This is a genomic window from Actinosynnema mirum DSM 43827 (genome assembly GCF_000023245.1).
GTDB lineage: Bacteria > Actinomycetota > Actinomycetes > Mycobacteriales > Pseudonocardiaceae > Actinosynnema > Actinosynnema mirum.
The window spans coordinates 1,019,485-1,044,210 of the sequence record NC_013093.1 but is presented as its reverse complement, the minus strand read 5'-3'; the positions used below and the strand labels follow the sequence as shown (position 1 = coordinate 1,044,210).

Annotated in this window: 25 protein-coding genes; 10 read left to right on the top strand and 15 right to left on the bottom strand. The window is 72.0% G+C overall.

All coding sequences use genetic code 11. The features are described from left to right. Nucleotides 1-38 precede the first annotated feature (38 nt). Entirely contained in the window at nt 39-581 is a 543-nt protein-coding gene (locus tag AMIR_RS04710) for a PPA1309 family protein (RefSeq protein WP_012783561.1), read from the top strand. 81 nt (nt 582-662) lie between these two features. On the opposite strand, the gene AMIR_RS04705 is transcribed toward AMIR_RS04710, so the two are convergent. Next, nucleotides 663-1,823 (bottom strand): YlbL family protein, encoded by a 1,161-nt coding sequence (locus AMIR_RS04705; protein ID WP_012783560.1) that lies wholly within the window; start codon nt 1,821-1,823, stop codon nt 663-665. Nucleotides 1,824-1,902: 79 nt separating this feature from the next. On the opposite strand from AMIR_RS04705, the gene AMIR_RS04700 reads away from it, so the two are divergent. Then, nucleotides 1,903-3,345, top strand: a complete 1,443-nt coding sequence (locus AMIR_RS04700; protein WP_012783559.1) for a zinc-dependent metalloprotease — start codon at nt 1,903-1,905, stop codon at nt 3,343-3,345. 3 nt (nt 3,346-3,348) lie between these two features. Here the strand turns inward: AMIR_RS04700 and AMIR_RS04695 are convergent, their stop codons facing one another. Further along, nucleotides 3,349-3,876, bottom strand: coding sequence for a M48 metallopeptidase family protein (locus AMIR_RS04695; protein ID WP_012783558.1), 528 nt, complete (start codon nt 3,874-3,876; stop codon nt 3,349-3,351). Between the two features lie 201 nt (nt 3,877-4,077). On the opposite strand from AMIR_RS04695, the gene AMIR_RS39985 reads away from it, so the two are divergent. The 4 genes from AMIR_RS39985 (at nt 4,078) to AMIR_RS04680 (ending at nt 8,108) form a co-directional block, all read left to right on the top strand. Further along, a complete protein-coding gene (locus tag AMIR_RS39985; RefSeq protein ID WP_012783557.1) occupies nt 4,078-4,233 on the top strand; it encodes a DUF5679 domain-containing protein in 156 nt (51 codons plus the stop codon). Between the two features lie 189 nt (nt 4,234-4,422). After that, complete coding sequence (locus AMIR_RS04690; RefSeq protein ID WP_143760639.1) at nt 4,423-5,619, top strand: TOMM precursor leader peptide-binding protein; 1,197 nt, start codon at nt 4,423-4,425, stop codon at nt 5,617-5,619. 509 nt (nt 5,620-6,128) lie between these two features. Then, nucleotides 6,129-7,439 (top strand): ABC1 kinase family protein, encoded by a 1,311-nt coding sequence (locus tag AMIR_RS04685; RefSeq protein WP_012783555.1) that lies wholly within the window; start codon nt 6,129-6,131, stop codon nt 7,437-7,439. Nucleotides 7,440-7,550: 111 nt separating this feature from the next. Next, a complete protein-coding gene (locus AMIR_RS04680; protein WP_012783554.1) occupies nt 7,551-8,108 on the top strand; it encodes a hypothetical protein in 558 nt (185 codons plus the stop codon). A 273-nt stretch (nt 8,109-8,381) separates the two neighbouring features. Here the strand turns inward: AMIR_RS04680 and AMIR_RS04675 are convergent, their stop codons facing one another. The 6 genes from AMIR_RS04675 to AMIR_RS41490 all read right to left on the bottom strand — a co-directional run bounded on the left by AMIR_RS04675 (nt 8,382) and on the right by AMIR_RS41490 (nt 13,729). Continuing rightward, nucleotides 8,382-8,561 (bottom strand): hypothetical protein, encoded by a 180-nt coding sequence (locus AMIR_RS04675; protein ID WP_041836577.1) that lies wholly within the window; start codon nt 8,559-8,561, stop codon nt 8,382-8,384. After that, on the bottom strand, nt 8,558-9,451 hold the full coding sequence (locus AMIR_RS04670) for a class I SAM-dependent methyltransferase (RefSeq protein ID WP_012783553.1): 894 nt from the start codon (nt 9,449-9,451) through the stop codon (nt 8,558-8,560). Before AMIR_RS04670 ends, AMIR_RS04675 begins: the two co-directional genes overlap by 4 nt. A 432-nt stretch (nt 9,452-9,883) precedes the next feature. Next, on the bottom strand, nt 9,884-10,120 hold the full coding sequence (locus AMIR_RS04665) for a hypothetical protein (protein ID WP_012783552.1): 237 nt from the start codon (nt 10,118-10,120) through the stop codon (nt 9,884-9,886). Next, the gene (locus AMIR_RS04660) at nt 10,117-10,536 is read right to left on the bottom strand and encodes a WhiB family transcriptional regulator (RefSeq protein ID WP_012783551.1); all 420 of its coding nucleotides are present in this window, start codon (nt 10,534-10,536) and stop codon (nt 10,117-10,119) included. The genes AMIR_RS04665 and AMIR_RS04660 overlap by 4 nt, the downstream gene beginning before the upstream one ends. A 123-nt stretch (nt 10,537-10,659) precedes the next feature. After that, nucleotides 10,660-10,935: a hypothetical protein gene (locus tag AMIR_RS38785; RefSeq protein ID WP_143760638.1), complete on the bottom strand. Its 276-nt coding sequence runs from the start codon at nt 10,933-10,935 to the stop codon at nt 10,660-10,662. 154 nt (nt 10,936-11,089) lie between these two features. Further along, entirely contained in the window at nt 11,090-13,729 is a 2,640-nt protein-coding gene (locus tag AMIR_RS41490) for an ATP-dependent DNA helicase UvrD2 (protein WP_425358848.1), read from the bottom strand. A 62-nt stretch (nt 13,730-13,791) separates the two neighbouring features. Here AMIR_RS41490 and AMIR_RS04645 point away from each other — a divergent pair, with 62 nt between their 5' ends. After that, entirely contained in the window at nt 13,792-14,520 is a 729-nt protein-coding gene (locus AMIR_RS04645; RefSeq protein ID WP_012783549.1) for a DUF4191 domain-containing protein, read from the top strand. 114 nt (nt 14,521-14,634) lie between these two features. Here AMIR_RS04645 and AMIR_RS04640 read toward each other — a convergent pair whose 3' ends face one another. Then, nucleotides 14,635-15,108 (bottom strand): RDD family protein, encoded by a 474-nt coding sequence (locus tag AMIR_RS04640; protein WP_012783548.1) that lies wholly within the window; start codon nt 15,106-15,108, stop codon nt 14,635-14,637. A 198-nt stretch (nt 15,109-15,306) separates the two neighbouring features. Here AMIR_RS04640 and glnA point away from each other — a divergent pair, with 198 nt between their 5' ends. Then, entirely contained in the window at nt 15,307-16,731 is a 1,425-nt protein-coding gene (glnA, locus tag AMIR_RS04635) for a type I glutamate--ammonia ligase (RefSeq protein WP_012783547.1), read from the top strand. A gap of 146 nt (nt 16,732-16,877) precedes the next feature. Here glnA and AMIR_RS04630 read toward each other — a convergent pair whose 3' ends face one another. The 6 genes from AMIR_RS04630 to AMIR_RS04600 all read right to left on the bottom strand — a co-directional run bounded on the left by AMIR_RS04630 (nt 16,878) and on the right by AMIR_RS04600 (nt 22,661). Next, nucleotides 16,878-18,002: a tyrosine-type recombinase/integrase gene (locus tag AMIR_RS04630; protein WP_245554583.1), complete on the bottom strand. Its 1,125-nt coding sequence runs from the start codon at nt 18,000-18,002 to the stop codon at nt 16,878-16,880. A 110-nt stretch (nt 18,003-18,112) separates the two neighbouring features. Further along, nucleotides 18,113-18,301, bottom strand: a complete 189-nt coding sequence (locus AMIR_RS04625) for a helix-turn-helix transcriptional regulator (RefSeq protein ID WP_012783545.1) — start codon at nt 18,299-18,301, stop codon at nt 18,113-18,115. A 16-nt stretch (nt 18,302-18,317) separates the two neighbouring features. Next, nucleotides 18,318-19,901 (bottom strand): replication initiator, encoded by a 1,584-nt coding sequence (locus tag AMIR_RS04620; RefSeq protein ID WP_012783544.1) that lies wholly within the window; start codon nt 19,899-19,901, stop codon nt 18,318-18,320. After that, nucleotides 19,898-21,349 carry an FtsK/SpoIIIE domain-containing protein gene (locus AMIR_RS04615; protein ID WP_012783543.1) on the bottom strand — a complete coding sequence of 484 codons (1,452 nt, stop codon included), beginning with the start codon at nt 21,347-21,349 and terminating at the stop codon, nt 19,898-19,900. The genes AMIR_RS04620 and AMIR_RS04615 overlap by 4 nt, the downstream gene beginning before the upstream one ends. A 304-nt stretch (nt 21,350-21,653) precedes the next feature. Further along, complete coding sequence (locus AMIR_RS04610) at nt 21,654-21,929, bottom strand: AMED_5909 family protein (protein ID WP_012783542.1); 276 nt, start codon at nt 21,927-21,929, stop codon at nt 21,654-21,656. 282 nt (nt 21,930-22,211) lie between these two features. Next, nucleotides 22,212-22,661, bottom strand: a complete 450-nt coding sequence (locus tag AMIR_RS04600) for a hypothetical protein (RefSeq protein ID WP_012783540.1) — start codon at nt 22,659-22,661, stop codon at nt 22,212-22,214. 277 nt (nt 22,662-22,938) lie between these two features. Between AMIR_RS04600 and AMIR_RS04595 the strand changes: the two genes are divergently transcribed. Next, nucleotides 22,939-23,781: a GntR family transcriptional regulator gene (locus AMIR_RS04595; RefSeq protein ID WP_012783539.1), complete on the top strand. Its 843-nt coding sequence runs from the start codon at nt 22,939-22,941 to the stop codon at nt 23,779-23,781. Further along, on the top strand, nt 23,778-24,488 hold the full coding sequence (locus AMIR_RS04590) for an HAD family hydrolase (RefSeq protein ID WP_012783538.1): 711 nt from the start codon (nt 23,778-23,780) through the stop codon (nt 24,486-24,488). The genes AMIR_RS04595 and AMIR_RS04590 overlap by 4 nt, the downstream gene beginning before the upstream one ends. Nucleotides 24,489-24,726: the final 238 nt, after the last annotated feature.

The window sequence follows — 24,726 nt, the reverse complement described above, 5'->3', positions numbered from 1 at the left end:
GGTTCCCCGTTCGGTCGACCGATTGGGCGGATGCGACCATGGCTGGCGTGCCTGCCAGTGAAACCCCGCCCGTGGTCCTGCCCGCAGTAGCCCGTGAAGTGGAGGAGTTCGTCTCCACCGGGGGCTGGAACCAGCCGGTGCAGCTGTTCGCCCTGGTCAGTACGGCCGCGCTGCTCGCGCAGCAGCCGGAGCTCGCCGGGCAGCTGGACCCGGCGGCCTCGCCGCTGACCCCGATCGCCCAGGACTCGCTGCCCGACTCGGAGCTGGACCGGGCGCTGGCGGGCATCGAGTGGCCGGACGTGGTGTCCGGGTGCGCGATCGCCCAGGAGATCGTGGTGCTGCCGCCCGCCGCCGAGGAGCAGCTGTCCTCGGAGAACCTGGACGACGAGGCCGCGAAGCGGTTCGCCGCCGAGCACCCGGACCGCAAGGAGGCCCGGCTGGTCGCCGCGGTGCTGCGGGACGGGACGACGGCGTGCGTGCTGCGGCTGCGCGGCACGACCGAGGCGCCCGAGGAGGTCGTCGAGCACCCGGAGCTGGCCCCGAACCTGACGAGCGCGCTGCTGGCGACGCTGCGCCCCTGAGACCAGCTGCGCCCTTGAGACGACCGCTCACGCGCGAAGGCCCCCGGTCGACGGTCGACCGGGGGCCTTCGCGAAGTCGGGTCAGCAGCCGGGCGTGTCGCCGCCCTTGGCCAGCGCCTCCAGCGAGGTCACGGCGTCCTGCAGGTTCTTGACCCGGATCAGCCTGAGCCCGTCGGGGGCGTTCTGCCTGGCCTCCTCGCAGTTGCCGTCGGGCACGAGGAACGCCTCGGCGCCGCCCTCGCGCGCGGCGACCATCTTGAACGGGATGCCGCCGATGCGGCCGACCTCGCCGGTCTGGGTGATCTCGCCGGTGCCCGCGACGTGCTTGCCGCCGTTGAGCTCGCCGGGGGTCAGCTTGTCCACGATGGACAGCGCGAACATCAGGCCCGCGGAGGGGCCGCCGACGTCGGACAGGCTGATGGTGACGTCGAACGGGACGTCGGCGCGGTCGGCCGGGACCATGCCGAGGAAGCCGGTCTCGCGGTCCCCGGCCTGGGCGAGGGTGACGCGGGCGGTCTTGCGCTCGCCGTCGCGCAGGACGACGAGGTCGACCTGGTCGCCGGGCTTGGTGGACTCCAGCGCGGGCCGCACCTGGTCGGCGGCGGTGATCTGCCTGCCGTTGACCTCGACGAGCTGGTCGTCGGGCTGGAGGGCGACGTCGGCCGGGGTGCCCTTGGTGATCTCGGCGACGAGGACCTTCTTGGGGTAGCCGAGGTAGCTGAGCGCCGCGACCTCGGCGCTGCTCTGCGAGTCCTTGAACGCGCGGGTGTTCTCGTCGCGGACCTGCTGCTCGGACTCGCCGGGGCGGAAGAACTCCTCGCGCGGGGCGAGCGCGTACCGGCCGCTGAGCCAGAGGCCGAGCGCGCCGAACAGGGACACGTCGTCGGTGAGCGAGACCGTGGTCATGGTGAGCGTGCCGCCGGTCGGGAACGTCTCCTGGCCGTCGACGGACACGACCTGGCGGCCACCCGCCTCGCCGAGCGTGTCGTAGGTGGGGCCGGGGCCGAGCGCGACGTACGGGACGCGGGCGAAACCGCCGAGCAGGCCGAGCACGAGCACCAGCACGAGGCTGATCACGAGCGTCCACGTGCGCCTGGTCAGACCGGTCCTGCGCGGGGGCAGCGGGGCGCCGGGCGCGGGTGGCGGCGGTGGCGGCGGTGGGGCCTCCTCGACCGGCGGGCGGTCGGCTTGGAGGGTCTCCTCGGGCGCGCTGTCGTGTCCGGTGTCGCTGCGCTCGCTCACCGCCCCAGCGTACGGGCACCGCGCTCGCCCTCCGCGAACCGGCACCGCGCGGCACGCCGTGCCCGCGTACCGTGGTGGTATGAGTGACCTGCCCTTCGGGTTCAGCCCGCAGGACCCGGATGACCGAGGCCGCAAACCCGAGGACCAGGGGGGCGCGGGCAACCCCTTCGACTTCAACCAGCTCGGCGCGATGCTCAGCCAGCTCGGCGCGATGTTCAGCAACGCGAGCAGCACGTCCGGGCCGGTGAACTACGACCTGGCCAAGCAGATCGCCTTCCAGCAGCTCGCGGGCAAGGGCGGTTCGGTCGGGTTCGGACCCGACCAGGGCAGCGCCGTGTCCGACGCGGTGCACCTGGCCGAGATGTGGCTGGACCCGGCGACGGCGCTGCCGTCGGCGAGCCGCGTGGTGCAGAGCTGGACCGCGCGCGAGTGGGTCGAGCGCACCCTGCCGACGTGGCAGCGGTTGTGCGACCCGGTGGCGCAGCGCGTGTCCGGCGCGTGGGTCGAGGCGATGCCCGAGGAGGCGAAGCAGGCCGCGGGGCCGCTGCTGTCCATGCTCGGGCAGATGGGCGGGATGGCGTTCGGCTCGCAGCTGGGCGGCGCGCTGGCGCAGCTCGGCTCCGAGGTGCTGACCTCGTCCGAGGTGGGGCTGCCGCTGGGGCCCGAGGGCACGGCGGCGCTGCTTCCCGCGAACATCGAGAAGTTCACCGAGGGCCTGGAGCGGCCCTCCAGCGAGGTGCTGGTCTTCCTGGCCACCCGCGAGGCGGCGCACCAGCGGCTGTTCAGCCACGTGCCGTGGCTGCGGCAGCGGCTGCTGGACACGGTGGAGGAGTTCGCCAAGGGCATCACCGTCGACACCTCCGCGCTGGAGCAGCTGGCGGGCCAGGTCGACCCGGCCAACCCGGCGAGCTTCGAGGAGGCGATGAAGTCCGGGATGCTGGAGCCTCAGACCACCGAGGAGCAGAAGGCCGCGCTGGCGCGCCTGGAGACGCTGCTCGCGCTGGTCGAGGGCTGGGTGGACGTGGTGGTCGCCGAGGCCGTCGGCGAGCGGCTGCCCGGTGCGGAGGCGCTGCGCGAGACGCTGCGGCGCAGGCGCGCGTCCGGTGGTCCGGCGGAGCAGACGTTCGCGACGCTGGTCGGACTGGAGCTGCGGCCCCGGCGGCTGCGCTCGGCGGCGGCGCTGTGGAAGCTCGTGGGCGACCAGCACGGCCTCGAGGCGCGGGACTCGCTGTGGGAGCACCCGGACCTGGTGCCGACGGCGGCGGACCTGGACGACCCGATGGAGTTCGCGGAGCGGTTCGGGAGGACGCGGGCCGCGCTGGAGAACCCGATGGAGGAGCTGGAGCGCGCGATGCGCGAGGAGCCCGGCGAGGGCGGTTCCGGCTCTGGTGCGAAGGACTCCGGCTCTGACTCGAAGGACTCCGGCCCTAAGGACTCCGGCCCTAAGGACTCCGGGCCTAAGGACTCCGGGCCCTCCGAGCCCGAGGACGGCGCCTCGGGTTCGGGCGGGCGCGGCGAGTAGGGGTCAGTCCTCCTCGGTGATCCCGAGGCCGGCGGCGGCGGACAGGCCTTCCAGGTAGCCCATCGCCCGCTCGGACCTCGGGTACCGGTGCACCAGTTCCCAGAAGTCCTTGCCGTGCCCCGGCACGTGCAGGTGGGCCAGCTCGTGCACCAGGACGTAGTCGAGCACCCACGGGGGCACGTCGCGCAGGCGTTCGCTGATGCGGATCGTGCCCTCGCTGGGGGTGCACGACGCCCAGCGCGTGCGCATGGGCGGGACCCAGCGCACGCTCGTCGGTTCCAGGCCGTCCAGGTAGCGGCCCGCCAGCTCGGCGCAGCGGTTGGCCAGTGCCGCGTCGGACACCCGAGTGGGTGACCGGCGCTTGGTCTCGCTGCGCTGGAGGCGGCTGAGCATCTCCGCCACCCAGTGCTTCTCCTCGGTCTTGCTCATGCGTGCGGGCAGCAGGACGACGACCGTGTCCCCCTCGCGGTACGCGCTCACCATTCGGCGGCGCCGGGCGCTGCGCCGCACCTCCACCTGCGGTTCGGGCATGGCGTTCACGGTAAGCCCACGGACCGACAATTCGCGGCGGCCAAGCGGCGGTGCGTCCCGGCGCGGCCGATCGAATTACCCCAAAAGGCGGCTGGACACGCGGGTCTTGACGTGCGCGGACGGGGGGCGTCGCAGGTAGCGTGCTGCCCACCCCCGAGTGTGGCGCAGATCGCCCGCACTCTCGAAGCAAGGGAGGAAGCCGTGGCCGAGAGCTACAACGGCTACTGCGTCAAGTGCCGGGAGAAGCGCGACTTCACGGGTGAGGTCAGCGAGAGCAACAACCGCCGGATGGCCAAGGGCAAGTGCCCGGTGTGCGGCACCACGGTGACCAGGATCCTCGGCAAGGCGCAGGTCTGATCGCCGGGTGGCCGGGTCGGGCCGGTTCCGGCCACCCGGCTGCCCGGCGCCGCCTCCCTCCCGGTTCGGTCTTCGGCGGGCGTTGACTCCCGGTTCGGCGTCAAGTCGCCCGATCGTGGCCTGTGGATGGCCCGACCGCCTGTGGACAGAGGTTTTTGCGCAGGTCAGCGGGCCGGGCAGGCTCGTGGCATGACCGCTCCGCGCACGACCGCTCCGCCGCCGACCGTCCCTTCCCCAACCACCCCGCCCACGGCCGTCCCGCCCGCGACCACCACGTCCATGGCCGTCCCACCCACAGCCGTTCCTCCCGCGACCACCCTGCCCGCGACCACCCCGCTCACGGCCGTCCCGCACCGCCCCCGCGTGCTTCCGGGGCTGCCGGTGCTCCGCCGGACCGCCGACGTGCTCCAGATCGGCGCCGACCCCAGGCACGGGGTGGTGCTGGGGGAGGTCGGGCGGGGCCTGTTCGACGTGCTGCTCGACCTGCGGGGCGAGCGCACCACGGCCGAGCTGGGCGAGCGGCTGGTCCCGAGCGGGGAGCGCGAGGACCTGCTGGACGTGCTGGGCGCGCTGGCCGGGCGGGGGCTGGTGGAGGAGGCCGTCCCGCACCGGCACGAGCGGCTGGTCCCGGAGGCGACGACGTGGGCGCTGCGCAGGCGTCGGCCCGCGGCCGGGCTGGCGGAGGCCCGCGCTGGGCTGGCGGTGGTGGTCAGGGGCGACGGGCGGTTGGCGGTGGCGGTGGCGTCGCTGCTGGCCGCCGCCGGGGTGGGGCGGGTGCAGGTGGTGGCGCGGGGCGTCGTGGCCGCGGGGGACGTCGGCGGCGGGTACCGGGCGGCGGACGTGGGCAGGCCGCGCGGCGAGGCGGCGTGGGAGGCGGTGCGGCGGGCGGAGCCCTCGGTGCGCGGCGGGGTGGTGACCGGGCGGCCGGACCTGGTGGTGCTGGCCGACGCGCTGGTGCCGCCGCCGGAGGTGCTGCACGCGCTGCTGCTGGAGGGCACGCCGCACCTGGTGGCGCGGGCCCGCGAGGGGCTGGGGCTGGTGGGGCCGCTGGTGGTGCCGGGCCGGTCGAGCTGCGTGCGGTGCGGCGACCTGCGCAAGGCCGAGGAGGACGGGGACTGGCCGGACCTGCTGGCGCAGCTGGTGGACCGGCCGCAGCTCGCCGACCTGGCCACGACGGAGGCGACGGCGGGGGTGGCGGCGGCGCAGGCGCTGCTCGCGCTGGACGAGGAGGAGCTGACCTCGGGCCGCCCGCCGACGTGGGACCACGTGCTGGAGGTCGACGCGTACGGGGGCGCGCTGACGCGGGTGCCCGCCCCACCGCATCCGCGCTGCTATTGCCACACCAGGACCCCGGACGGGCGCGGGCCGTTCGGGGGACCCGAGTGACACCCGCCGGGGCGCGTCCGTCCGGAGCGCGCGTGGTCCGTGAGGTGGCGTTTCCCGCGCCGCCGCCCACCGGGGGGACGCGCCCGTCCGGGGGAACCGAACGAAGATCATTCCGCGTGGCCGGGACCGCTCCCCGCCACCGAGCGGGCAGTCCACGCGAGGCGGGTGGGCAGTCCACGTGAGCGGGGTGGCAGTCCACCTGCGGGGGCCACTCGCGGTCACCGCCGCCGGACCACCCTGCCGGTCCCCGTCTCCCCAGTTCCCCACCACTCCCCCGGAGGTTCCCGCGGCCCTCGTCACCACCACGTTCGGGGCTTCCGCCGCATTCGCCCGATCTCGCGCACCACCCTGCGCGCACACCGCCCCCACCTGCGCTTTCCCCTCCCCCACCCCCTATCTGACGGCGCGTGGTCGCGGACTTTCCCGGTGCCTCACACGCCCCCTGTGTAGGTTTTGCGGTGGGCGCGCAACACGGCGCACCGCAGACCGGCCAGGGGGAGAGTCACCCGGTGAGCGAGATCCCGCGCAAGGCCGTGCAACGCACCGCCAAGCTGGCCAGCCTCCCGATCGGGGTGGCGGGCCGCGTGGTGGGTGGCTGGGGGAAGCGGCTCGCGGGCCGCAGTTCCGAGGACGTCAACGCCGAGGTGTCCGCGAAGACCGCCGAGCAGCTGTTCGCCGTGCTGGGGCAGCTCAAGGGCGGGGCGATGAAGTTCGGCCAGGCGCTGAGCGTGTTCGAGGCCGCCGTTCCCGACGAGCTGGCGGCCCCGTACCGCGAGGCGCTGACGAAGCTCCAGTCCGCGGCGCCTCCGATGCCCGAGCGCACCGTGCACCGGGTGCTCGCCGAGCAGCTGGGCGCGTCCTGGGGGAAGCGGTTCGCGGAGTTCGACGACTCCCCCACGGCGTCGGCCAGCATCGGCCAGGTGCACCGCGCGGTGTGGCACGACGGCCGCGAGGTGGCCGTGAAGGTGCAGTACCCCGGCGCGGACGAGGCGCTGCGCGCGGACCTGCGCCAGCTGATGCGCTTCAGCAGGCTCATGCAGGCGATCATCCCCGGCGCGGAGGTCAAGCCGCTGCTGGAGGAACTGCGCGACCGCATGGTCGAGGAGCTGGACTACCGCACCGAGGCCGACAACCAGCGGGTGTTCGCCAAGGCGTTCGAGGGCGACGACGAGGTCCTGGTGCCCAGGGTGGTGGCCAGCTCGCCGAAGGTGATGGTCAGCGAGTGGACCGAGGGGACCCCGCTGGCGCGGATCATCCTGGAGGGCGAGCGCGAGGAGCGGGACCTGGCGGGCACGCTGCTGTCCCGGTTCCACTTCTCCGCGCCGAGCCGCTCCGGTCTGCTGCACGCCGACCCGCACCCCGGCAACTTCATGCTGGGCGCGGACGGCAGGTTGCGGGTGCTGGACTTCGGGGCCGTGGCCAGGCTGCCGGAGGGGTTGCCGCGCACGCTCGGCGAGCTGACCAGGTTGGCGCTGGAGAACCGGCCGGAGGACCTGCTGGGGGTGCTGCGCCGCGAGCACTTCGTGCGGCCGGGCACGACGCTGCCCGGTGAGGAGATCCAGGCGTTCCTCGGCCCGTTCGTGGAGCCGCTGCGCGAGGAGGTCTTCCACTTCACCCGCACGTGGCTGCGCGGTCAGGCCGAGCGGGTGGCGGACCTGCGCAACCCGGACTCGCAGACGGGCCGCTCGCTGAACCTGCCGCCGCAGTACCTGCTGATCCACCGGGTGACGCTGGGGGCGACGGGCATCCTGTGCCAGCTGGACGCCGAGGTGCCCGCGAGGGCGATCGTCGCGCGCTGGCAGCCCGGTTTCGCGGACTGACCTAGCACCTCTCCGCTCTTCCCCCAACCGCTTGTCCACAGCCCGACCACTTGTCCACAGCCCTGGATCCCCTTCCTGGCTCCGACTCGCCCCGTGCCGCAGGATCGAGTCATGACCAGCGAAGACGTGATGCGAGTGGGGGACCTGCGGGCGGCCGGGGTGCCGAACCACGTGATCGAGGCCAGGTGCAGGCCGGGCGGCCGGTGGCAGCGCGTGCTGCCGGGCGTGCTGCTGCTGAGCCCGGACCCGCCGACCGACCTGCAGCGGTGGCGCGCGGCCCAGGCGTACGCGGGTCCGGGCTCGGTGATCACGGGCGTGGCGGCGCTGCGCGCGCAGGGCGTGCGGGGTCTGCCGGACAGCGGTCGCGTGCACGTCCTGCAACCGGAGTCCCAACGCCTGACCGGCTACGACTACGTGTTCCTGGAGCGCACCACCCGCTTACCGCACCCGGTGCACCGCCACGGCCTGTCCCTCGCCCCGGCCCCGAGGGCGGTCCTGGACGCGGCCCGCCGCGAACCGAACCCGCTGCGCCTGCACCACCTGCTGGCGGCGGTGGTCCGCGCGGGCCTGTGCACGGCGCAAGTCCTGCTGACCGAACTGGACGCGGGCAGCAGGCGAGGCACGGCCGCCCCCCGAGCGACCTTGCGCACCCTGCTGCCCACGACCTGAAGCCGCACGACGGTTCCGGGGGAGGCCGAGCTCACCACTGTCCTGAAAGGACGCTGACCGGCGGCCGGTTCTGCAGGCCGACCGCCGGTCCCGCACCCGCCCACGACCTCATCCCCGCTCGGGCTTGGGCACCGAGCCGAGTTCGGGTCGGGCACCGCTGTCGGCGGGCTCACCGAGTTCCTGGCGGGTTCGCCGAGTTCCTGGCGGGCTCACCGAGTTCCTGGCGGGCTCACCGAGTTCCTGGCGGGCTCACCGAGGCGCCATGGGGCGTGTTCACCAGTACTCGGTGGGGAGCTTGGCCTCGATGTCGCGCACGTGCGCACGTGCGCAGTCGGGGCACAGCCAGTGCTCCCCGCCCCGCTCCTGCGCCCGCACCCAGGCGAGCGCTTCACCGGTCGGGGTTCCGTCCACCCGCTGCGCGCCGCAGCGGGAGCAGACCGGCGCCGGGGTCATGACTTGCGCCCGGTGTGGACGGTGTTGGCGCTCAGCAGGAACAGGTCGTCACGCGCCCCGAGGTAGGCGGGGTGCCCGGAGTCGAGGAGGTCGCGGAGCACCGCCCGGTCGGCGGGGTGCAACCGCTCACCGCAGGACTCGGCGAGTCGCCGCACGTGCGCGAGCGCCCAGTCGCGCACCTGCGGGGTGGTCGGCGCCGGGTGGTCGACGAGGTAGCTGAACGCGCTCACGTCGCGCAGTCCGGCGGCGGTGAGGACGGCTCCCCACCCCTTGGTGAGCCGGACCGAGCCGGGGATCTTCTCGCGCATGTGCGCGAACCACTCCCCGCGCGCGGCGGAGAGCCGGTCGGCCAGTCCAGGGCTGCCGGCCCCGATGTCCCACGGGAGGAAGCGCGCGTCCAAGCCGCCTTCGGCGAGGGCGAGGAGTCCGCCGGGCGCGAGCGAGGCGGTGAGCGCCGACACCACGGCCGCCTGGTCGGGCAGGTGGTGGACGACGCCGGAGGCCCACACCAGGTCGGCGGTGGGCAGGAAGGAGGAGGGCTGCTCGGAGGAGAGGTCGCCGAGCACGGGCCGGACCCGGACCGACGTGGTGTGCGAGTCCGTCTCGTAGGCGGCGGCCTTGCGGGCGGCGGCGGTGGCGGCGTCGAGCAGTTCGGGCACCGCGTCGACCAGCACGAGCGTGCCCCCGCCACGGGCGGCCAGCGCCTCGGCCAGCACCAGCGCCATCCCACCGGCGCCGGAGCCGACGTCGACCACGGTCGGCTCGTCGGGCAGCCCGTCGACGAGCCGAGCGGCGACGAGGCGCACGGCCTCGGCCTGCAACCCATCGGCCCGACGCAGGTCAGCGAGACGGGAGTTCCAATCGATTCCATCAGCTGTGTGAGCGGCCACACCCCGCACGGTACCGAGCCGGAGCGAACGCAGCAGTCCACCGCAGCGGTCCGACGACACCCTGGGCAAGGCAAAACCGACCCCAGGGAAACACACCGGGGCCGGCCTTGGGCAGCCGCGCGAAGCGGCAAGTCTGTGTTGTACGTCTGTGGGTGACGCACGTCTGCGGGGTGAGCGCGCAGGGGTGAGCGCGAGGGCGGTCCAGCGCTTCGGGGAGGCGGAGTCGGACACCGGCTTTCCAGCGCCCTCACCGGGCAAGTTCCCTGCGAGGGTCGGTCGCGCGCTGGCTCTGCCCGCAGGGCGTGAGGTGCTGTTCCGCCGGTGTCCGGTGTCCGGTGTCCGTGTCCGTTGTCCGGTTCCTGGTCGTGCTCGGGCTCGGGCCGGGCGCGGGGGCTCCCTCGAGTGCGCCCCCGCGCCCCTTGCCGTCGCCGGTCAGGCCGTGTTCAGCGCCCTGCGGTCGGCCCAGGTCGCCAGCCTGCGCCACCTCGCGGCGGTCGAGGCTCGGCGGGCCTGGCGGTGTTGCCTGTGTTGTCGGGCGAAGGCCTCCGCATCCCTCATCCTGGATCTGGCGAGCGTCTCCTCGAGCAGCATCGGATTCCCCCTGGTGTTCAGCTCGACGGCCGGGTCGGCCGTTGTGCGGGTGTCGCTGGTGTTCGGGTAGTCGGTCATGCCGCGACCTCCTGGTCAGCGGCGCGCCGGGTCGCGGTCGCGGGCTTCTGGGCGGGGACGACGGTCGCCGCGGGCGCGACGGGGGTGGCGTCCTTGCGCGGACGGCCCCTGGGGCGCTTGCGGGCGATCACCGCGCCGCGCTCGAAGATCTCCCCGCCCCAGACGCCCCACGGCTCGTGCCGGGAGAGCGCGCCCGCCAGGCACTCCGCGATCACCGGGCAGGCCGCGCAGAACTTCTTGGCCACCTCCAGCTCGGCGGGTGCGTCGGCGAACCACAGGTCGGGGTTGTTGGTGCGGCAGGGCAGCTCCAGGCCAGCGTCGGGAGCGGTGTCGATCAGCGTCGCGACGCCCGCCCCGGTGAGGTCGGACTCGGTGGCACTCGTCCCGCTTATGATCGGGACGGTCGCGGTCAACATCAGGTGGACTCCTGTCGAGGTCTTGCTCATGGGGTTGAAGAACTGCTGTGAACAGCACAAAGGCCGCGGACCATGTCGCTGGTCCGCGGCCTTTGTGAGCTGAGTGCCCTGACTACACCTGTGTCAGGTACATCGCCCTGGTGCGGACGTCGCGACGTGCTTGTACTCGTTCGGGGTGGAGGCGCCGTTTGGCAGAACGGCCTCGACGTGCATGGCAAAGCCCGGAGCACCGGTGGTGCCCAGTTGCGCGAAGCCACGCCGCGAACGGCGCCCACGAATCGAATCCACCAGAACCACGGGGGCAGCAACCACGGGCGCAGCGGTCGAGGGCATGGCAGTGCGCTCGGCAGCGGCCTGCAGGAGGCGGCGCGGGTTCGTGGGGAGAATCAAGGTCTTCACGGTGGCCACCTCCCTCGGTGCGTGCGGGACGCCTAGGCGTCGTGAGTGGTTCAGATCCCCAGCGGGCGCTCTCGCACCCGGCCTGAGCAGGTTATGACCCCGTGCGCGACGGGTGCAACCGATTTTCCAAAATCCCTGTCGAACGTGTGACGGATCAGTGTTTCCCCAGGACAAGGGCCAGAACGTCGTCGCCGTAGCGGGTGAGCTTCGAGGCCCCGATGCCCGCGATGGACACCAGTCCGGCGACGTCCTCCGGCCGCTGCTCGGCGATCGCCAGCAGGGTCGCGTCGGTGAACACCACGTACGGGGGAACCTTCAGCTCGCGCGCCCGCCCGGCCCGCCACCGGCGCAGCTTCACCAGCAGCTCCTCGTCGACGTCGGACGGGCACGAGGAGCAGCGCCCCAGCTTCACCGCCCGCGAGTCGATCAGCGCCGACCCGCACACCCGGCACTCGGGCCTCGGCTTGCGCTGCACCGGCTCGCGCGGCGGCGCCGCGACCCGCGACGCCGGGTGCCCCTCGGGCACGAGCGCGTGCAGGAACCGGCTGCGCCTGCGGTACCGGCGGCCACCGGCGGCGCGGGACAGCGCCCAGGACAGCCACAGGTGCTCGCGGGCGCGCGTGACGCCCACGTAGAGCAGCCTGCGCTCCTCCTCGACCGCGGCCTCGTCGCCGTCGGCGTGCTGGATCGGCATGGTCCCGTCGACCAGCCCGACCAGGAACACCGCGTCCCACTCCAGGCCCTTGGCGGCGTGCAGCGACGCCAGGGTGACGCCCTCGACGGTCGGCGGGTGCTGCGCCTCGGCGCGCACGTCCAGCTCGGTGACGAAGGCGCGCAGGTCGGCGTCCGGCACGGCGGACGCGAACTCCTCGGCCAGCTCGACCAGCGCGAGCAGCGACTCCCACCGCTCGCGCTGGGCCCCACCACCGGCGGGCGGCTCGTCGGTCAGCCCGACCCCGGCCAGCACCCGGCGCACCAGGCCGGGCAGTTCGCTCGACGGGGACGGGGACGGGGACGGGGACGGGAGAGGGGACGGGGACGGGGGGAGGGGCGCGGCTGAGGAGGCGGGCCCTGCCCCGGACGCGGGCGCGGCGACGGAGGCGGGCCCTGGCCCGGACGCGGCGGCGGAGGCGGGCGCGGAGGCGGGCGCGGGAGCGGAGGCGGGCGCGGGAGCGGACGTCGCGCTCGGCCGCCAGGAGTGCGCGGCGCCGGTACCAGAGGCCACGCCAGCACCGGGGGCCACGCCGGTGCCGGAAGCCGCGCCGGTGCCGGAGGCCACGCTGGCACCGGAGGCCACGCCGGCACCGGAGGCCGCGTCGAGCGCCGGGTGGGCGGCCGAGCGCGAGCCGCCAGCGGGCGTCGAGGCATCGGCGGGGAGGCCGGCGGCCGAGACCCCGCCCGCGCTCAGCCCCGCCCTGAGCGGGGACACCCGGTCGGCGGTGGTCGAGGTCGGGGCAGCGGCGGCGTCCACAGCGCCGGAAACCGCGCCCGGCCGCGCGTCACCGCCCGGTCCCCGGCCCGACCCGGCCCCCGGACCAGCACCATCCCCCAGACCAGCCGCGTACCGGCCGCCCGTCGACGCCGAGCGCAGGGCCAGCACGGCCTGCCTGACCTCCGGCCGCTGGAAGAAGCGCTCGCCGCCGCGCACCTGGTACGGCACGCCGACCTCCGCCAGCGCCTGCTCGAACACCTCCGACTGGGCGTTGACCCGGTAGAGCACGGCGATCTCGCTCGCCGACACCCCGCCGTCCAGCAGCTCCCGCACCCGCCTCGCGACCGCGCCCGCCTCGCCCGGCTCGTCGTCGAACTCGGTGAACACCGGGTCAGGGCCCTCGGGGCGCTGGCCGATCAGCTTCAGCCTCGACCCGGCGGGCCTGCCGCGCGCCCACTTGATCACGTCGTTGGCCAGGGCCACGACCTGCGGCGTCGAGCGGTAGTCGCGTTCCAGGCGCACCACGGTGGCCTCGGGGAAGCGGCGGGCGAAGTTCAGCAGCGGGAGCGGGGAGGCTCCGGCGAAGGAGTAGATGGTCTGGTTGGCGTCGCCGACCACGGTCAGGTCGTCGCGCTGGCCGAGCCAGGCGTCGAGCACGCGCTGCTGGAGCGGCGTCACGTCCTGGTACTCGTCGACCACGAAGCACCGGTACCGGTCGCGGAACTCCTCGGCCACCCCGCCGTGCTCCTCCAGCGCGGCGGCGGTGTGCAGCAGCAGGTCGTCGAAGTCGAGCAGTTGCGCCTCGTTCTTGATCCGCTCGTACCCCTGGTACACCCGCACGACCTGCGGCGCGGGCGCGGGCGTGTCGCGCTGGGCGCGCGCGACGGCGGCCGGGTAGTCGTCGGGGGCGATCAGCGACGCCTTCGCCCACTCGATCTCGCTCGCCAGGTCGCGCAGCGAGTCGGACTCGGTGGACAGGCCCGCCCGGTGCGCGGCCTGGGCGACCATGCGCAGCTTGTTCCCGTCGATCAGCCGCCACTGGTCGCCGCCGACGACCCTGGGCCAGAAGTACCTGAGCTGCCGCAGCGCGGCGGCGTGGAAGGTCCTGGCCTGCGCGCCGGGCACGCCGAGCGCCCGCAGCCGGGTGCGCATCTCACCGGCGGCGCGGGCCGTGAAGGTCACCGCGAGCACCTGCCCGGCGGCCACGTGACCGCGTGCGACCAGGTGCGCGATGCGGTGCGTGATGGTCCGGGTCTTGCCCGTGCCCGCGCCCGCGAGCACGCACACCGGCCCCCTCGGCGCCTCGACGGCCGCCCGCTGTTCCGGGTCCAGTCCCTCCAGCAGCCGGTCCATGCGCTGCATCCTCGCATTGCCCCAGGGCAGTCCCGTGCTGGCCCCGCGCGCCGCGCCGTATCCTTGCCGTCATGGCTGGAAAGCAGGACAAGGCCGCCGCTAAGGAAGCGGCGAAGGCCAGGCGCGCCGAATCAAGGGCCAAGCGCGGGCAGATCTTCGAGGCGTTCAAGATGCAGCGCCGCGAGGACAAGGCGCTGGTGCCGCTCATGCTGCTGGCGCTGCTCGGTGCGACGGCCGCGGCGTTCCTGCTGGGTCTCATCTGGGACATGCACTGGGTGTTCCTCCCGATGGGCATCGCGGTCGGCGCGCTGCTGGCGATCGTCATCTTCGGCCGGCGCGTTCAGCGGAACGTGTTCGCGAAGGCGGACGGGCAGCCGGGCGCGGCGGCGTGGGCGCTGGACAACCTGCGCGGCAAGTGGCGGGTCACCCAGGCGGTGGCGGGCACGACCAGCGGCGACATGGTGCACCGGGTGATCGGCAGGCCCGGCATCGTGCTCGTCGCCGAGGGCGCGCCGCACCGGGTGAAGGGCCTGATCGCGCAGGAGAAGAAGCGCGTGGCGCGGGTCATCGGCGAGACCCCGATCTACGACGTGATCGTCGGTCACGAGGAGGGCCAGGTGCCGCTGCGCAAGCTGCAGGGCCACCTGATGAAGCTCCCCCGCAACATCTCGACCGCGCAGGTCGACACCGTGGAGAACCGGCTGACCGCGCTGGCCAGCCGGGGTGCCGCGATGCCCAAGGGCCCGGTCCCGCAGGGCGCGAAGATGCGCAACATCCAGCGGGCGATGCGCCGCCGCTGACCACACGCTCCTCCGGCTCACCTCGGCCGTCCCTGCGGTTTCCCGCAGGGACGGCCGAGGTGTTCCACGGGGACGGAGCGGCGGGAAGAGGACCGGAACGGGTGATCTGCGCGGTCAGCGGACCCGGATGACGATGGTGCCCGAGGCCTTGTCGTGCAGGCAGCGCCCGTCGGCGTCCCACACCACGGCCGGGACCACCAGGAAGATCAGCGCGGTGCGCAGCGCGGCGCGCGGCGGGCCCACCAGGGCGGCGCCGTCCACGCGCGCGACGCGCAGGCCGAACAGGGTGTGCCCCGGCGTGAAGCCGAAGAACCCGACCGCGACGACGGTGATCGCGAACCAGGCCAGCAGGCTCCAGTTGCGCGGCAGGTCGGGGTAGGTGAGCAGGCCCGCGACGCCTGCGGAGAGCGCGAAGTCGACCAGGATGGCCATCGCCCTGCGCCCGGTGCCCGCCACCGCGCCCGGTCCGGACTCCGGGAGTCCGAGGCGCTCGCCCTTCCAGCGCTGCCCGGTGCCGTCGCCGGAGTCGGCGCCCGGCTCCAGCGCCGCGCGGGGTCCTGACAGCCACGAACCGGTCCACCTGCTCACCCCTCCAGAGTAAGGGCGTGCTCAGCGGGTGAGGGTGTTGAGGTCGGGTTGCCCCGCCCGGCGGGCCCGTTAACACTGGCGAAACACGAGGGTGACTGCCGGGCAACACCCCGGCCATAGCGTCGCGCCCGATGGGTAGGCCGCCTTGACCAGCGGCGTCACACCACGCCCCCACCGCAGAAGAAGGAGTCGACGAGGGTGTTCAAGAATCCCGACGAGGTCCTGAAGTTCATCTCCGACGAGGGCGTGAAGTTCGTCGACGTCCGCTTCAGCGACCTGCCCGGCGTGATGCAGCACTTCACCCTGCCCGCGAAGGCGTTCGACGCCGACGCGATCAGCGAGGGCCTGGCGTTCGACGGCTCGTCGGTGCGGGGCTTCCAGTCCATCCACGAGTCGGACATGCTGCTGCTGCCCGACCTGTTCACGGCGCGCCTCGACCCGTTCCGGATCGAGAAGACGCTGATCGTGAACTTCTTCGTGCACGACCCGTTCACCCGCGAGGCGTACAGCCGGGACCCGCGCAACATCGCGCGCAAGGCCGAGCAGTACATCGCCGAGTCGGGCATCGCGGACACCGCGTACTTCGGCGCGGAGGCGGAGTTCTACATCTTCGACTCCGTCCGCTTCGACACCACCGCGAACGCCTCCTTCCACGAGATCGACGCGATCTCCGGCTGGTGGAACACCGGCCGCGAGGAGGAGGGCGGCAACCGCGGCTACAAGGTCAAGTACAAGGGCGGCTACTTCCCGGTCTCGCCCAACGACCACTACGCCGACCTGCGCGACAAGATGGTCCTCAACATGGAGGACCAGGGCTTCGTCGTCGAGCGGGCGCACCACGAGGTGGGCACCGGCGGCCAGGCCGAGATCAACTACAAGTTCAACACGCTGCTGCACGCGGCCGACGACCTGATGCTGTTCAAGTACATCATCAAGAACACCGCGTGGCAGGCGGGCAAGACCGTCACCTTCATGCCGAAGCCGCTGTTCGGCGACAACGGCTCGGGGATGCACACCCACCAGTCGCTGTGGAAGGACGGCCAGCCGCTGTTCCACGACGAGTCCGGTTACGCGGGCCTGTCGGACACGGCGCGCCACTACATCGGCGGCATCCTGCACCACGCCTCGTCGCTGCTGGCGTTCACCAACCCGACGGTGAACTCGTACCACCGCCTGGTGCCCGGCTACGAGGCCCCGGTCAGCCTGGTCTACTCCCAGCGCAACCGGTCGGCGTGCGTGCGCATCCCGATCACCGGCGACAACCCGAAGGCCAAGCGCATCGAGTTCCGCTGCCCCGACTCGTCGGGCAACCCGTACCTGGCCTTCTCGGCCATGGTGATGGCGGGCCTGGACGGCGTGAAGAACAAGATCGAGCCCCCGGCCCCGATCGACAAGGACCTCTACGAGCTGCCCCCCGAGGAGGCTCGCGACGTCAAGCAGGTCCCGGCGACGCTGGACGCGGTGCTGGACAGCCTGGAGGCGGACCACGAGTTCCTGCTGGAGGGCGGCGTGTTCACGCCGGACGTGATCGACACCTGGATCGCGTTCAAGCGCGAGAACGAGATCGACCCGCTGCGCCTGCGGCCGAACCCGTACGAGTTCGCGCTGTACTACGACGTGTGATCGGCGCGGGGGTTTGACCAGGGGTTTTCCCGGTCGAGCCCGCGCGTAGGCCGCCTCCAGGCCGTCTGAGCTGGAGAGGCCGTCCCGAACGAAGGCCGAGGGCCGGGTGACTGATCCAGTCGCCCGGCCCTCGGCCTTTCCGCTCCTCATGCCGCCGCTTCACCCGGCTGACTGAACACCTTGTCTATGGCCGCCCGCGTCCGCTCGTGGCTCGCGGGCATCAGGTGCGTGTAGACCCGCAGGGTGAACGCGGGGTCGCCGTGCCCCAGGTACTCGGCGAGCGCGCGGATGCTCACGCCCTCGTCCAGGAGCGACGAGGCGTAGAAGTGCCTGAGCGCGTGGAAGCCCTCCGCCCTGCCCGGCTCCGCCACCCCGGCAGCGCGCAGGGCGGGCTTCCAGACGTGGTGGTTGAACGAGTGCCGGTAGAGCTGCTTCGCCTCCCTGGTGTAGATCATCAGGGGCACGGTCACGGGCTTGCCCTCGGGCACTTGCCACGGGAGCGTGACCGGGAGCGGAGGGAACCGCTTCGTGTGGGCTTCGAGGGCCTGGGCGACGCTGGGTGCCAGGGGAACGTCACGACTCCTGCCGTGCTTCGGCGGAGCGAAGACCATCTTCCCGCGCACGATCTTGACCTGGCGCAGGACGTGGATGACGCCTTCTGATTCGTCTACATCGTCTGCGGAGAAACCGAAAACCTCTCCCTGCCGGAGGCCGCAGCCAGCACCGAGGTTGACGGCGATGCGGTAGCTCTCCCCCAGTTCAGTTCGGACCGAGTGCACCCGCGATTCGGGCCAGGGCACGATCTTCGGGTATTCGCCACGAGGCTTGACGACCGATTTCCCGTTGCAGGGGTTCCTGCGCAGCCGCTCGTCATCGATGGCAGCGGTGAAGATTGCCGAAACGTTGGCGAAGATTCCCCTACGGTAGGTCTCAGCTAGCCCCTTCTGCTGGAGCTTCCGGTCCCACGCCTGGATGGTCGAAGGTTGGATGAGCCGCAGCTCCGTGTCACCGAAGTACGGGTATACGTGCAGCTTGAGCCGGAACTCCACACCCTCACGGGTGGACTCGTCAAAGGTTCGGGCGTTGATCCAGTGGCGCTCCGCGTAGTCGCAGAAGGTGATCTTCCCGGCGTCGGGGTCGAGGTACGTGCCCTTGTTCTTGTCGTTCTCCATTTCGTGCAGGAAGTCGTCAGCGCGCTTCTTCTGCCGGTCTGGGAACGCCTTGGAGCGCTCCCGACCGTCCGGACCGGTGAACCGGACTTTGTAGCGCATTCCCCTGCCGTGCTGCGCTGTCTTCTCCCGCTGACCGTCTCGAACAGTCCACCAGCGGTCTTGGACGTGGCCCATGACAGACCTCTCCCGTGCGTTGAATTCAGGAATTCCTAGGCCGCGTTCTGGTCGAGCGCGTCGAACCACTCACGAACGTGCGCCGGGTCCCACCGCAGGTGCTTGCCGACCTTGCGGGCGGGTGGCCCGTAGTGCTTGGCGCGCCAGCCCCGGATGGTGTGCACGGGCACTCCCAGGAAGGCCGACAGGTCCTCAACGCCCCACAGGCGCTCGAACTCGTTCATCCCTTCACCTCCGGGCTCAGGCCGCGAGTTGGGTTGCCGAAGTGCCTGCCGCGAGTAGTGCGCGGTTGTACTCGGCTTTCCAGGTGATCCGTTGGGCGATGGCGTGCATGAGCAGGTGCGCGCGGGGTGGGACGTGCGGGTCGCCGGGCCGGAGCCTGTGCCACACGAGTTGCGAGGTGTCCGGTTCCGGCTTGTCGATGCCCACGGCCTTGAGCGATTCCAGGACGAACCGCTTCCGGTCGGCCCGGTGGTCGGCCAGGGTCTTGCCGGACCACTTCCGCGACACCAGCACCCGGCGGCCGGGCAGGCCGAGCGTGGACCGGCGGTGCGCCCGCCCCTTGCAGTGACCGGGAACCGTCCGCGACCCCGCCCCGCGCGGCTGGACGCCGTAGAGCAGCCAGACCGGGCACCGGTCCGAGCACGGGGTGACGGCCAGCTCGTCCGCCAGGCGCTCCGCGTGCCCACGCTGCCGCCCGCTACAGGGTTCGACCACCTCGCCGATGGACTTGGTGAGGTACTTGGTCAGGTACCCGATGTGCCGCCCGGCCTCCTCCGACCCGCCCAGGATGCCCTTGGAGTGCACCTGCCGCCCGAACGTCACCACGTGCGCCGGGACCTCCGTCGCCTCCACCGCGTCCGCCCAGGCGGTGAGCGGTTGCCGGGTGTCCGGGTCCACGAACACCCCGGTCCGCGCGTCCCACACCGGCGGGTGCTCACCGCTGTAGCGACGTTCGTCGTGCGCGGGCCACCACACCTGGTGGTAGGTGGCCGCGGTGACCTGCCGGATGGTCTCGTGCGGGATCGAACCGCGGATCGCGGCGTGCAGGTGCGGCGCCGCCCGACGCTGCGGCTCCACCGTGGCGAAGTACTGCACCTCCCACCCGACAACCCGCCGCAGGTTCTGCCACCACCGGTCCACCAGCGAGGCGAAGTGCACCGCGTCCCGAGCCGCCCGCCGGTAGTCGTACGAGTCCGGATCGACCGGCGTCCCGTTCTCGCGCACCCGCCCGTACGAGTCCAGGGTCAGCGTGACGAACATCGAGGGCCGGAACCCGCCCGCGTACTCCCGCCCCACCGTCTGCTTCCGCACCCGCTGCCGGGGCAGGTTCGGCGCGTCCTGCCGCCGCCGGGTGGACCGCTTCACCGGCCGCTTGTCCGGCACGTCGGGGGAGGGGAACCGCCCCCGGACCCCGAGCTGCCGAAGTTCCTCGTCCACCGAGTGGATCTCATCCCGCAACTCGTCCGCGTCCCCGCCCTCACCCAGCCCAACGGCCTCCCGGTAGGCCGTGACCAGGTCAGCCCGGAAGGTCATCAACTCCTTGTGGTCATCGGACGGCGCGTCAGGCGTGAAGTCGGGCTCCTCGCCGAGATGCCAGCCCTCCCGGCACTGGACCATCCGCAGCGCCTTCGCCCTCCTGGCACAGGGCTTGCACACGCTCTCCACGGTCGACCCGCACGGCATCGGCACGTACCGGACCTCACCGCTGCCGTGGTCCTCCACCTCCATCGTGAACGGCCGCACGCACACCCCGTGCTGCTCAGCCGCCGCCTTGACCACGTCCAACGCCATCGGCTGCCGCATCCGCTCAGCCCGAGTCATGCCGCCACCCCCTCAGGCCGAGCCGGGAACGGTCGGACCTCGGCAGGCCGGAAGTACTCCCGCAGCCGAGCAAGATCGGAATCGGTGACGTGGAAGGCCCGAGCCCGCTCAGGCTCCCGCCGCCCGTCCTCCTTCATCCAGGCCACGCCGGGCGTGCTCTCGCTGATCTCGTGCGCAGCCGCGCCACGCTGACGCACCCCGTCGCCCAGGACCATGTCCACCTGCTGTGGCTCGTCCAGCCGCAGGGCGACGCGGGTGGTGAACAGGTGCCGGAACCCCACGACCTCCTTGCGCGGGTCCTGCACCAACCCGACGACCGCGTACCCCGGTGCCCGCCCCTGGGAGGTGATGGTCTGCACCGCCCGCGAGGCCCGCTCCCGCAGCTGCCGGTCAGGCTGGTAGGCGATCAGGTCGGCGAGCTCATCGATCACCAGGACCGTGAACGGCTCCCCACCCGAGCGCGCCCACAACCGCCGAACACCCCGGTACCTGGCCGCCCTCTCCTTGACCTCAGCGGCGATTTCCTCAAGCAGGGCAACAGCTTCCGGCCCGCTGTCGTACACCACCCGGTCGAAGGCGTCCGGGCACTGCCCCAACTCCATCCCGCCCTTGGGGTCGACGCCCACCAGACGCACCAGGCCGTCACGAACCGCCGGGGCGAGCTGCCACACGACCGACCACAACACCGAGCCCTTACCCGCACCAGGCACCCCCACAACGAGCACCTGAGACCCGAGCAACCGCAACCGCCAAGGCTTCCCGTTCTCCGTCCGCCCCACCACCACACGCTTGAGATCAACGACCCCACCGAGCACGGAGACTGACAGCGGCCTGACCAGCGGGTCCCGGTGGATGAGGTCCAGTTCGACCACACGAGGCCGCAGCACCCGCACCCGGCACGACCGCGCGCCGAACGAATGAGCCAAGCTGTCCCGCCGCAGCTCCCAGGCTTCTGGCGACTGGGCAGGGATCATCCGCACCCGAACCCGGTCCCGCCAGCCCTCCGACCGCACGACCCGCAGCCGGGGCAGGTACTCACGTCCCCGATCACGGTTGGCCAGGTTCGCGAGCCGCATCGTCGTGCGCCAGCGGAAGGCGTAGACGCTGGCCCGCCGCCACTGCGACAGCACCGGCCGCACGACCAGCCGCCAGCACGAGACCTGGTGCAGTCCCCACCAGATCAACACCCCGGCGACGAGCACCAGGAGCACGAGCACCAGGACCGACCAGCCCCACCACCGCACCACCACCAGACCCGCAGGCAGCAGGAGCACCAGCGGGTAGCGGTGCAACAGCCGCACTGCCAACCGCACCAGCAGCACGACCAGGGCGGTCGGCACCACGATCCACAGCGACCACCACGGCAGCAGCACCCACCAGGGCAGCCGGGGCCGTGCGACCTCCAAGGGGGCCGGGTCGACCCACCGCGAACCGTCAGGCCTTGGCATGACGCCCCCCGAAGTCGAGGGGCAGCGCGCCAAGGCAGGCGTCGCAGGTGGTTCCGAGCTGGAGCCGGGCGAAGCGCTGGCACCGTTCGCAGCGCTTCCGCGTGACTCCCACTGGCGCAGCCTTGCGCCGAGCCTCTACGCTCATGTCTGTTCACTCCGAGTTGGGTGGACAAGCGCAGGAGCGGCATGGTTGGTAGCCGGTTTCCGCTTCTGCGCCCACGTTCTCGTTGCGCCGCAACACAGGCGCGCGTCATCGCCACGTGACCCCGCAAGATCACGCGGTGCGTCCACAGCGGACGGCGGCTTACTTCAGGGTGATCTCTTCACCCTTCTTGCGCTCTCGGTCCGCCCAGTAGAGCGCTTCGTGGTGGTGGTGCCGGTCGACCTCGGCGATCCGGCTGTAGACGCTCGCCGACCGCAGGTAGAAGTCCCGCAGGACTGCGGGGGCGGCATCGGGCTCAGGCATTACCTTGGTCAGCAGCTCGTGCGCGTCCCGAAGCCGGGTGGCCTCAAAAGCCGCCTTCCACAGCACCGCCTGTCTCTGCGCCTCGGTCATGTCGTTGATCCGCTCGTTAGTCATGGGGCGTCCTCGTCCAGTTCCATCCGGGAAGCACGCGCGTGCTCGACCTCGGCTCGGCGCTCGAACTCCTCGGCGGCGATGACGCAGGCGTGACGAGCCCAGAGGGACACAGCCAGTTCCCCGCCGAGCGCCCGCCACGCCCGCGCCACAGCCGCGTAGCTGACGGCTAACCGTTGAACAGCGGCCAAGTCGCCCGCCGCAGCAGCGGCGAACATGGCGTTCGTCTGCTCCGCGTACGCGGTGTTCCACCGAGCGACCGCCTCACGAGACGGTCGCAGCACCTCAAGCCGCCTTCTGCTCGGGCTTCTCAGCAGCCCGCTTCGTGCCTACCTGCGGCGACAGGAGTCCGGTAGCCCGGATGGTGAACCCCTGGTACTTGTACCGATCGCCCATGACGCGCGGCTCGACCGTGAGCCCGTCGAAGGCCACCGGCCGGACATCGACGCCGGGCATCACCTGCACGGCCTGCGGCGGCACGGGCTGCGCGTCAGCCAGGACCGTCACCGTGACGGAGGCGTCCCGCTCCTTCTCGGCGGAGGGGTCGGTGACGACGACCTTCCACTGACGCTTGCCCGACCGCTCGTCCACGCGCTGCTTGGGCTGCTTGCCACGTGCCTTGTCCTCGGGGCTCAGGTACTCCATGTCCGGCGCGACCTCACCGATCATGAGCGCCCCCATCGGGAAGACCTGGTCGAACGAGGCCCCGAAACGGGAGCCGTAGGGAACTGCCATGACCTGCACCTCCACAACCTCGCTAGCCCGTCTGGCCGAGCTAGACAGGTTGAAGGTAAGCCAGCCTGGCTAGACAAGTCAAGCAGTCTGTAGCCCAAAGTGGTGAGCTAGCTCGCTAGGCGGGCTAGCCAGGATGGCCTATCGCTGCGAACATGGGCCGCGAACATAGTGCGAACATGCAGTTGCGTGAGCGCAACCAACGGTGGATCAGCACACCCAACGGCTTGCTCCCGTGGCAGCAAGGCGCTTGCGCGCAAGCCAGACAGCGGAGACCAACATGGCACTTGACCCCGATGACCCGCGACCGCCGTACATCCAGGTGGCGAACGCTCTGAGGGCAGCCATCCTGACCAAGGTCTTCAAGGCCGGGGACAAGCTCCCCTCCCGCGCCGAGCTGGCGAAGAAGTACGACGTCGCTCCGATGACGGTGCAGAACGCGCTGCGCGAACTGCGTGACGAAGGCTTGATCGTCTCCAGGCAGGGCAGCGGCGTCTTCGTCCGAGAGCGCACCGAGCGCCCGGTGGGTCTCCGCCCCCACATCGAACGCGCCTTCGAGTCCGACCACGTGACGATCGACTTCGCGGGCTTCTCCGGCGAGACCCTGCACGGCGTCATCCAGGAACCGTTGGACAAGATCCGCATCGGCAGGCTCACGCCGGAGTCGATCCGCGTCCGCATCCTCGTGCCCGACCCCACGGTTCCGTGGTCGGTGCCCTGCACCGTCGAGGACAAGAGCGACAGCCCGGCGTTCCGCCGACGGGCAGCGGAGATAATGCGCCGCCACACGCTCGCCATCGTGGACAACGTGACCGAGCTGGGCAGCTTGGGTTTGGTCAAGGAGGCGACCGCAGAGGTCCGCGTCCACAACGCCGCCCCGCTGTTCAAGCTCTACCTGATCAACAACGACGAAGCCTTCTTCGGCTTCTACCCGGTGCGCGAGCACGTGCTCTCGCTCGGCGGCGAGCCCCAGGCGATCTACGACCTGATGGGCAAGGACGCGATTCTCTTCCACCACAGCACCACCGACGACGAAAGCAGCACCGGCAGCCAGTACGTGGAGCAGGCGCGGACGTGGTTCGACAGCCTGTGGGGCACGATCGCCACGGAGTACCAGCGGTGACCACGGACCGGGTGCCGGTGGACGACCTGGGAGTGCTGCGCCACGTCCTGACGACCACCGATGCCCTGTTCCTGGACTTCGACGGCCCGATCTGCGCGGTCTTCTCGAACTTCCCCGCGCGCGAGGTCGCCGCTCAGCTCAGAGGCGTTCTGGCCGATGGCGGTCATACCGGGCTACCCGATCTCATCGCCGCTTCAGAAGATCCGTTCGAGGTCTTGGAGCACGCCGCGACCCTGGGCGCCGAGGAAATCCGCTACACCGAGGCGGCTCTGCGCGCCCACGAGGTCGAAGCCGTCACGGCCGCGAAGCCGACCGCAGGAGCGGTGGAGCTGATCCGGGCCTGGAACGGGACGGGACGCCCTCTGGCGGTGGTGAGCAACAACTCCCAGGCTGCGGTGAGCACCTACCTGCACCTGCACGACCTCGCCGGGCTCGTCCACACCGTGTCAGCCCGCACCGAGCCCGAGCCGAGCAAGCTCAAGCCGAACCCGCTCCTGCTCCACCGCGCCAGCGAGGCGATGGCGGTTCCGACGGTGAGGTGCACCCTGGTCGGTGACTCGCTCACCGACCTCCAAGCCGCCCACCGAGCGCGCTCCCGAGCCATCGGCTACGCGAACAAGGTCGGGAAGTCAGCCCTGTTCGCGGCGGAGCACCCCAGCGCCATCACCACGAGCATGACGCACCTCAGCCGCGCGCTCCTTCTCTGACCGCTGCCGAATCCGCCTCTACGGGATCAAGGCGCGCCGCCTGCGGCGCCGCGCACTCCCGGCCCGCTCACGTTGGCACCGACTCCCCGCATCGCGGCGCGCCGGGCTCCCGCTTCGCTCCGCCCGTCGGCCGCGCGCGGAGCCGGTGCACGTGGTCGGAAGGGCTACGCGCCGCGCGGACTGCCACCAACCCGCTTCCAGCGGACGCAGTCGGACGATCGCCCGGTCATCGACCTGC

Bases quoted from the DNA above. Each gene is read 5' to 3' on its own strand.
- AMIR_RS04710 (WP_012783561.1), top strand. From the start codon at position 39: ATGGCTGGCGTGCCTGCCAGTGAAACCCCGCCCGTGGTCCTGCCCGCA.
- AMIR_RS04700 (WP_012783559.1), top strand. From the start codon at position 1,903: ATGAGTGACCTGCCCTTCGGGTTCAGCCCGCAGGACCCGGATGACCGA.
- AMIR_RS04695 (WP_012783558.1), bottom strand. From the start codon at position 3,876: ATGCCCGAACCGCAGGTGGAGGTGCGGCGCAGCGCCCGGCGCCGCCGA.
- AMIR_RS04690 (WP_143760639.1), top strand. From the start codon at position 4,423: ATGACCGCTCCGCGCACGACCGCTCCGCCGCCGACCGTCCCTTCCCCA.
- AMIR_RS04680 (WP_012783554.1), top strand. From the start codon at position 7,551: ATGACCAGCGAAGACGTGATGCGAGTGGGGGACCTGCGGGCGGCCGGG.
- AMIR_RS04675 (WP_041836577.1), bottom strand. From the start codon at position 8,561: ATGACCCCGGCGCCGGTCTGCTCCCGCTGCGGCGCGCAGCGGGTGGAC.
- AMIR_RS04665 (WP_012783552.1), bottom strand. From the start codon at position 10,120: ATGACCGACTACCCGAACACCAGCGACACCCGCACAACGGCCGACCCG.
- AMIR_RS04660 (WP_012783551.1), bottom strand. From the start codon at position 10,536: ATGTTGACCGCGACCGTCCCGATCATAAGCGGGACGAGTGCCACCGAG.
- AMIR_RS41490 (WP_425358848.1), bottom strand. From the start codon at position 13,729: ATGCAGCGCATGGACCGGCTGCTGGAGGGACTGGACCCGGAACAGCGG.
- AMIR_RS04645 (WP_012783549.1), top strand. From the start codon at position 13,792: ATGGCTGGAAAGCAGGACAAGGCCGCCGCTAAGGAAGCGGCGAAGGCC.
- AMIR_RS04630 (WP_245554583.1), bottom strand. From the start codon at position 18,002: ATGCGCTACAAAGTCCGGTTCACCGGTCCGGACGGTCGGGAGCGCTCC.
- AMIR_RS04625 (WP_012783545.1), bottom strand. From the start codon at position 18,301: ATGAACGAGTTCGAGCGCCTGTGGGGCGTTGAGGACCTGTCGGCCTTC.
- AMIR_RS04620 (WP_012783544.1), bottom strand. From the start codon at position 19,901: ATGACTCGGGCTGAGCGGATGCGGCAGCCGATGGCGTTGGACGTGGTC.
- AMIR_RS04615 (WP_012783543.1), bottom strand. From the start codon at position 21,349: ATGCCAAGGCCTGACGGTTCGCGGTGGGTCGACCCGGCCCCCTTGGAG.
- AMIR_RS04610 (WP_012783542.1), bottom strand. From the start codon at position 21,929: ATGACTAACGAGCGGATCAACGACATGACCGAGGCGCAGAGACAGGCG.
- AMIR_RS04600 (WP_012783540.1), bottom strand. From the start codon at position 22,661: ATGGCAGTTCCCTACGGCTCCCGTTTCGGGGCCTCGTTCGACCAGGTC.
- AMIR_RS04595 (WP_012783539.1), top strand. From the start codon at position 22,939: ATGGCACTTGACCCCGATGACCCGCGACCGCCGTACATCCAGGTGGCG.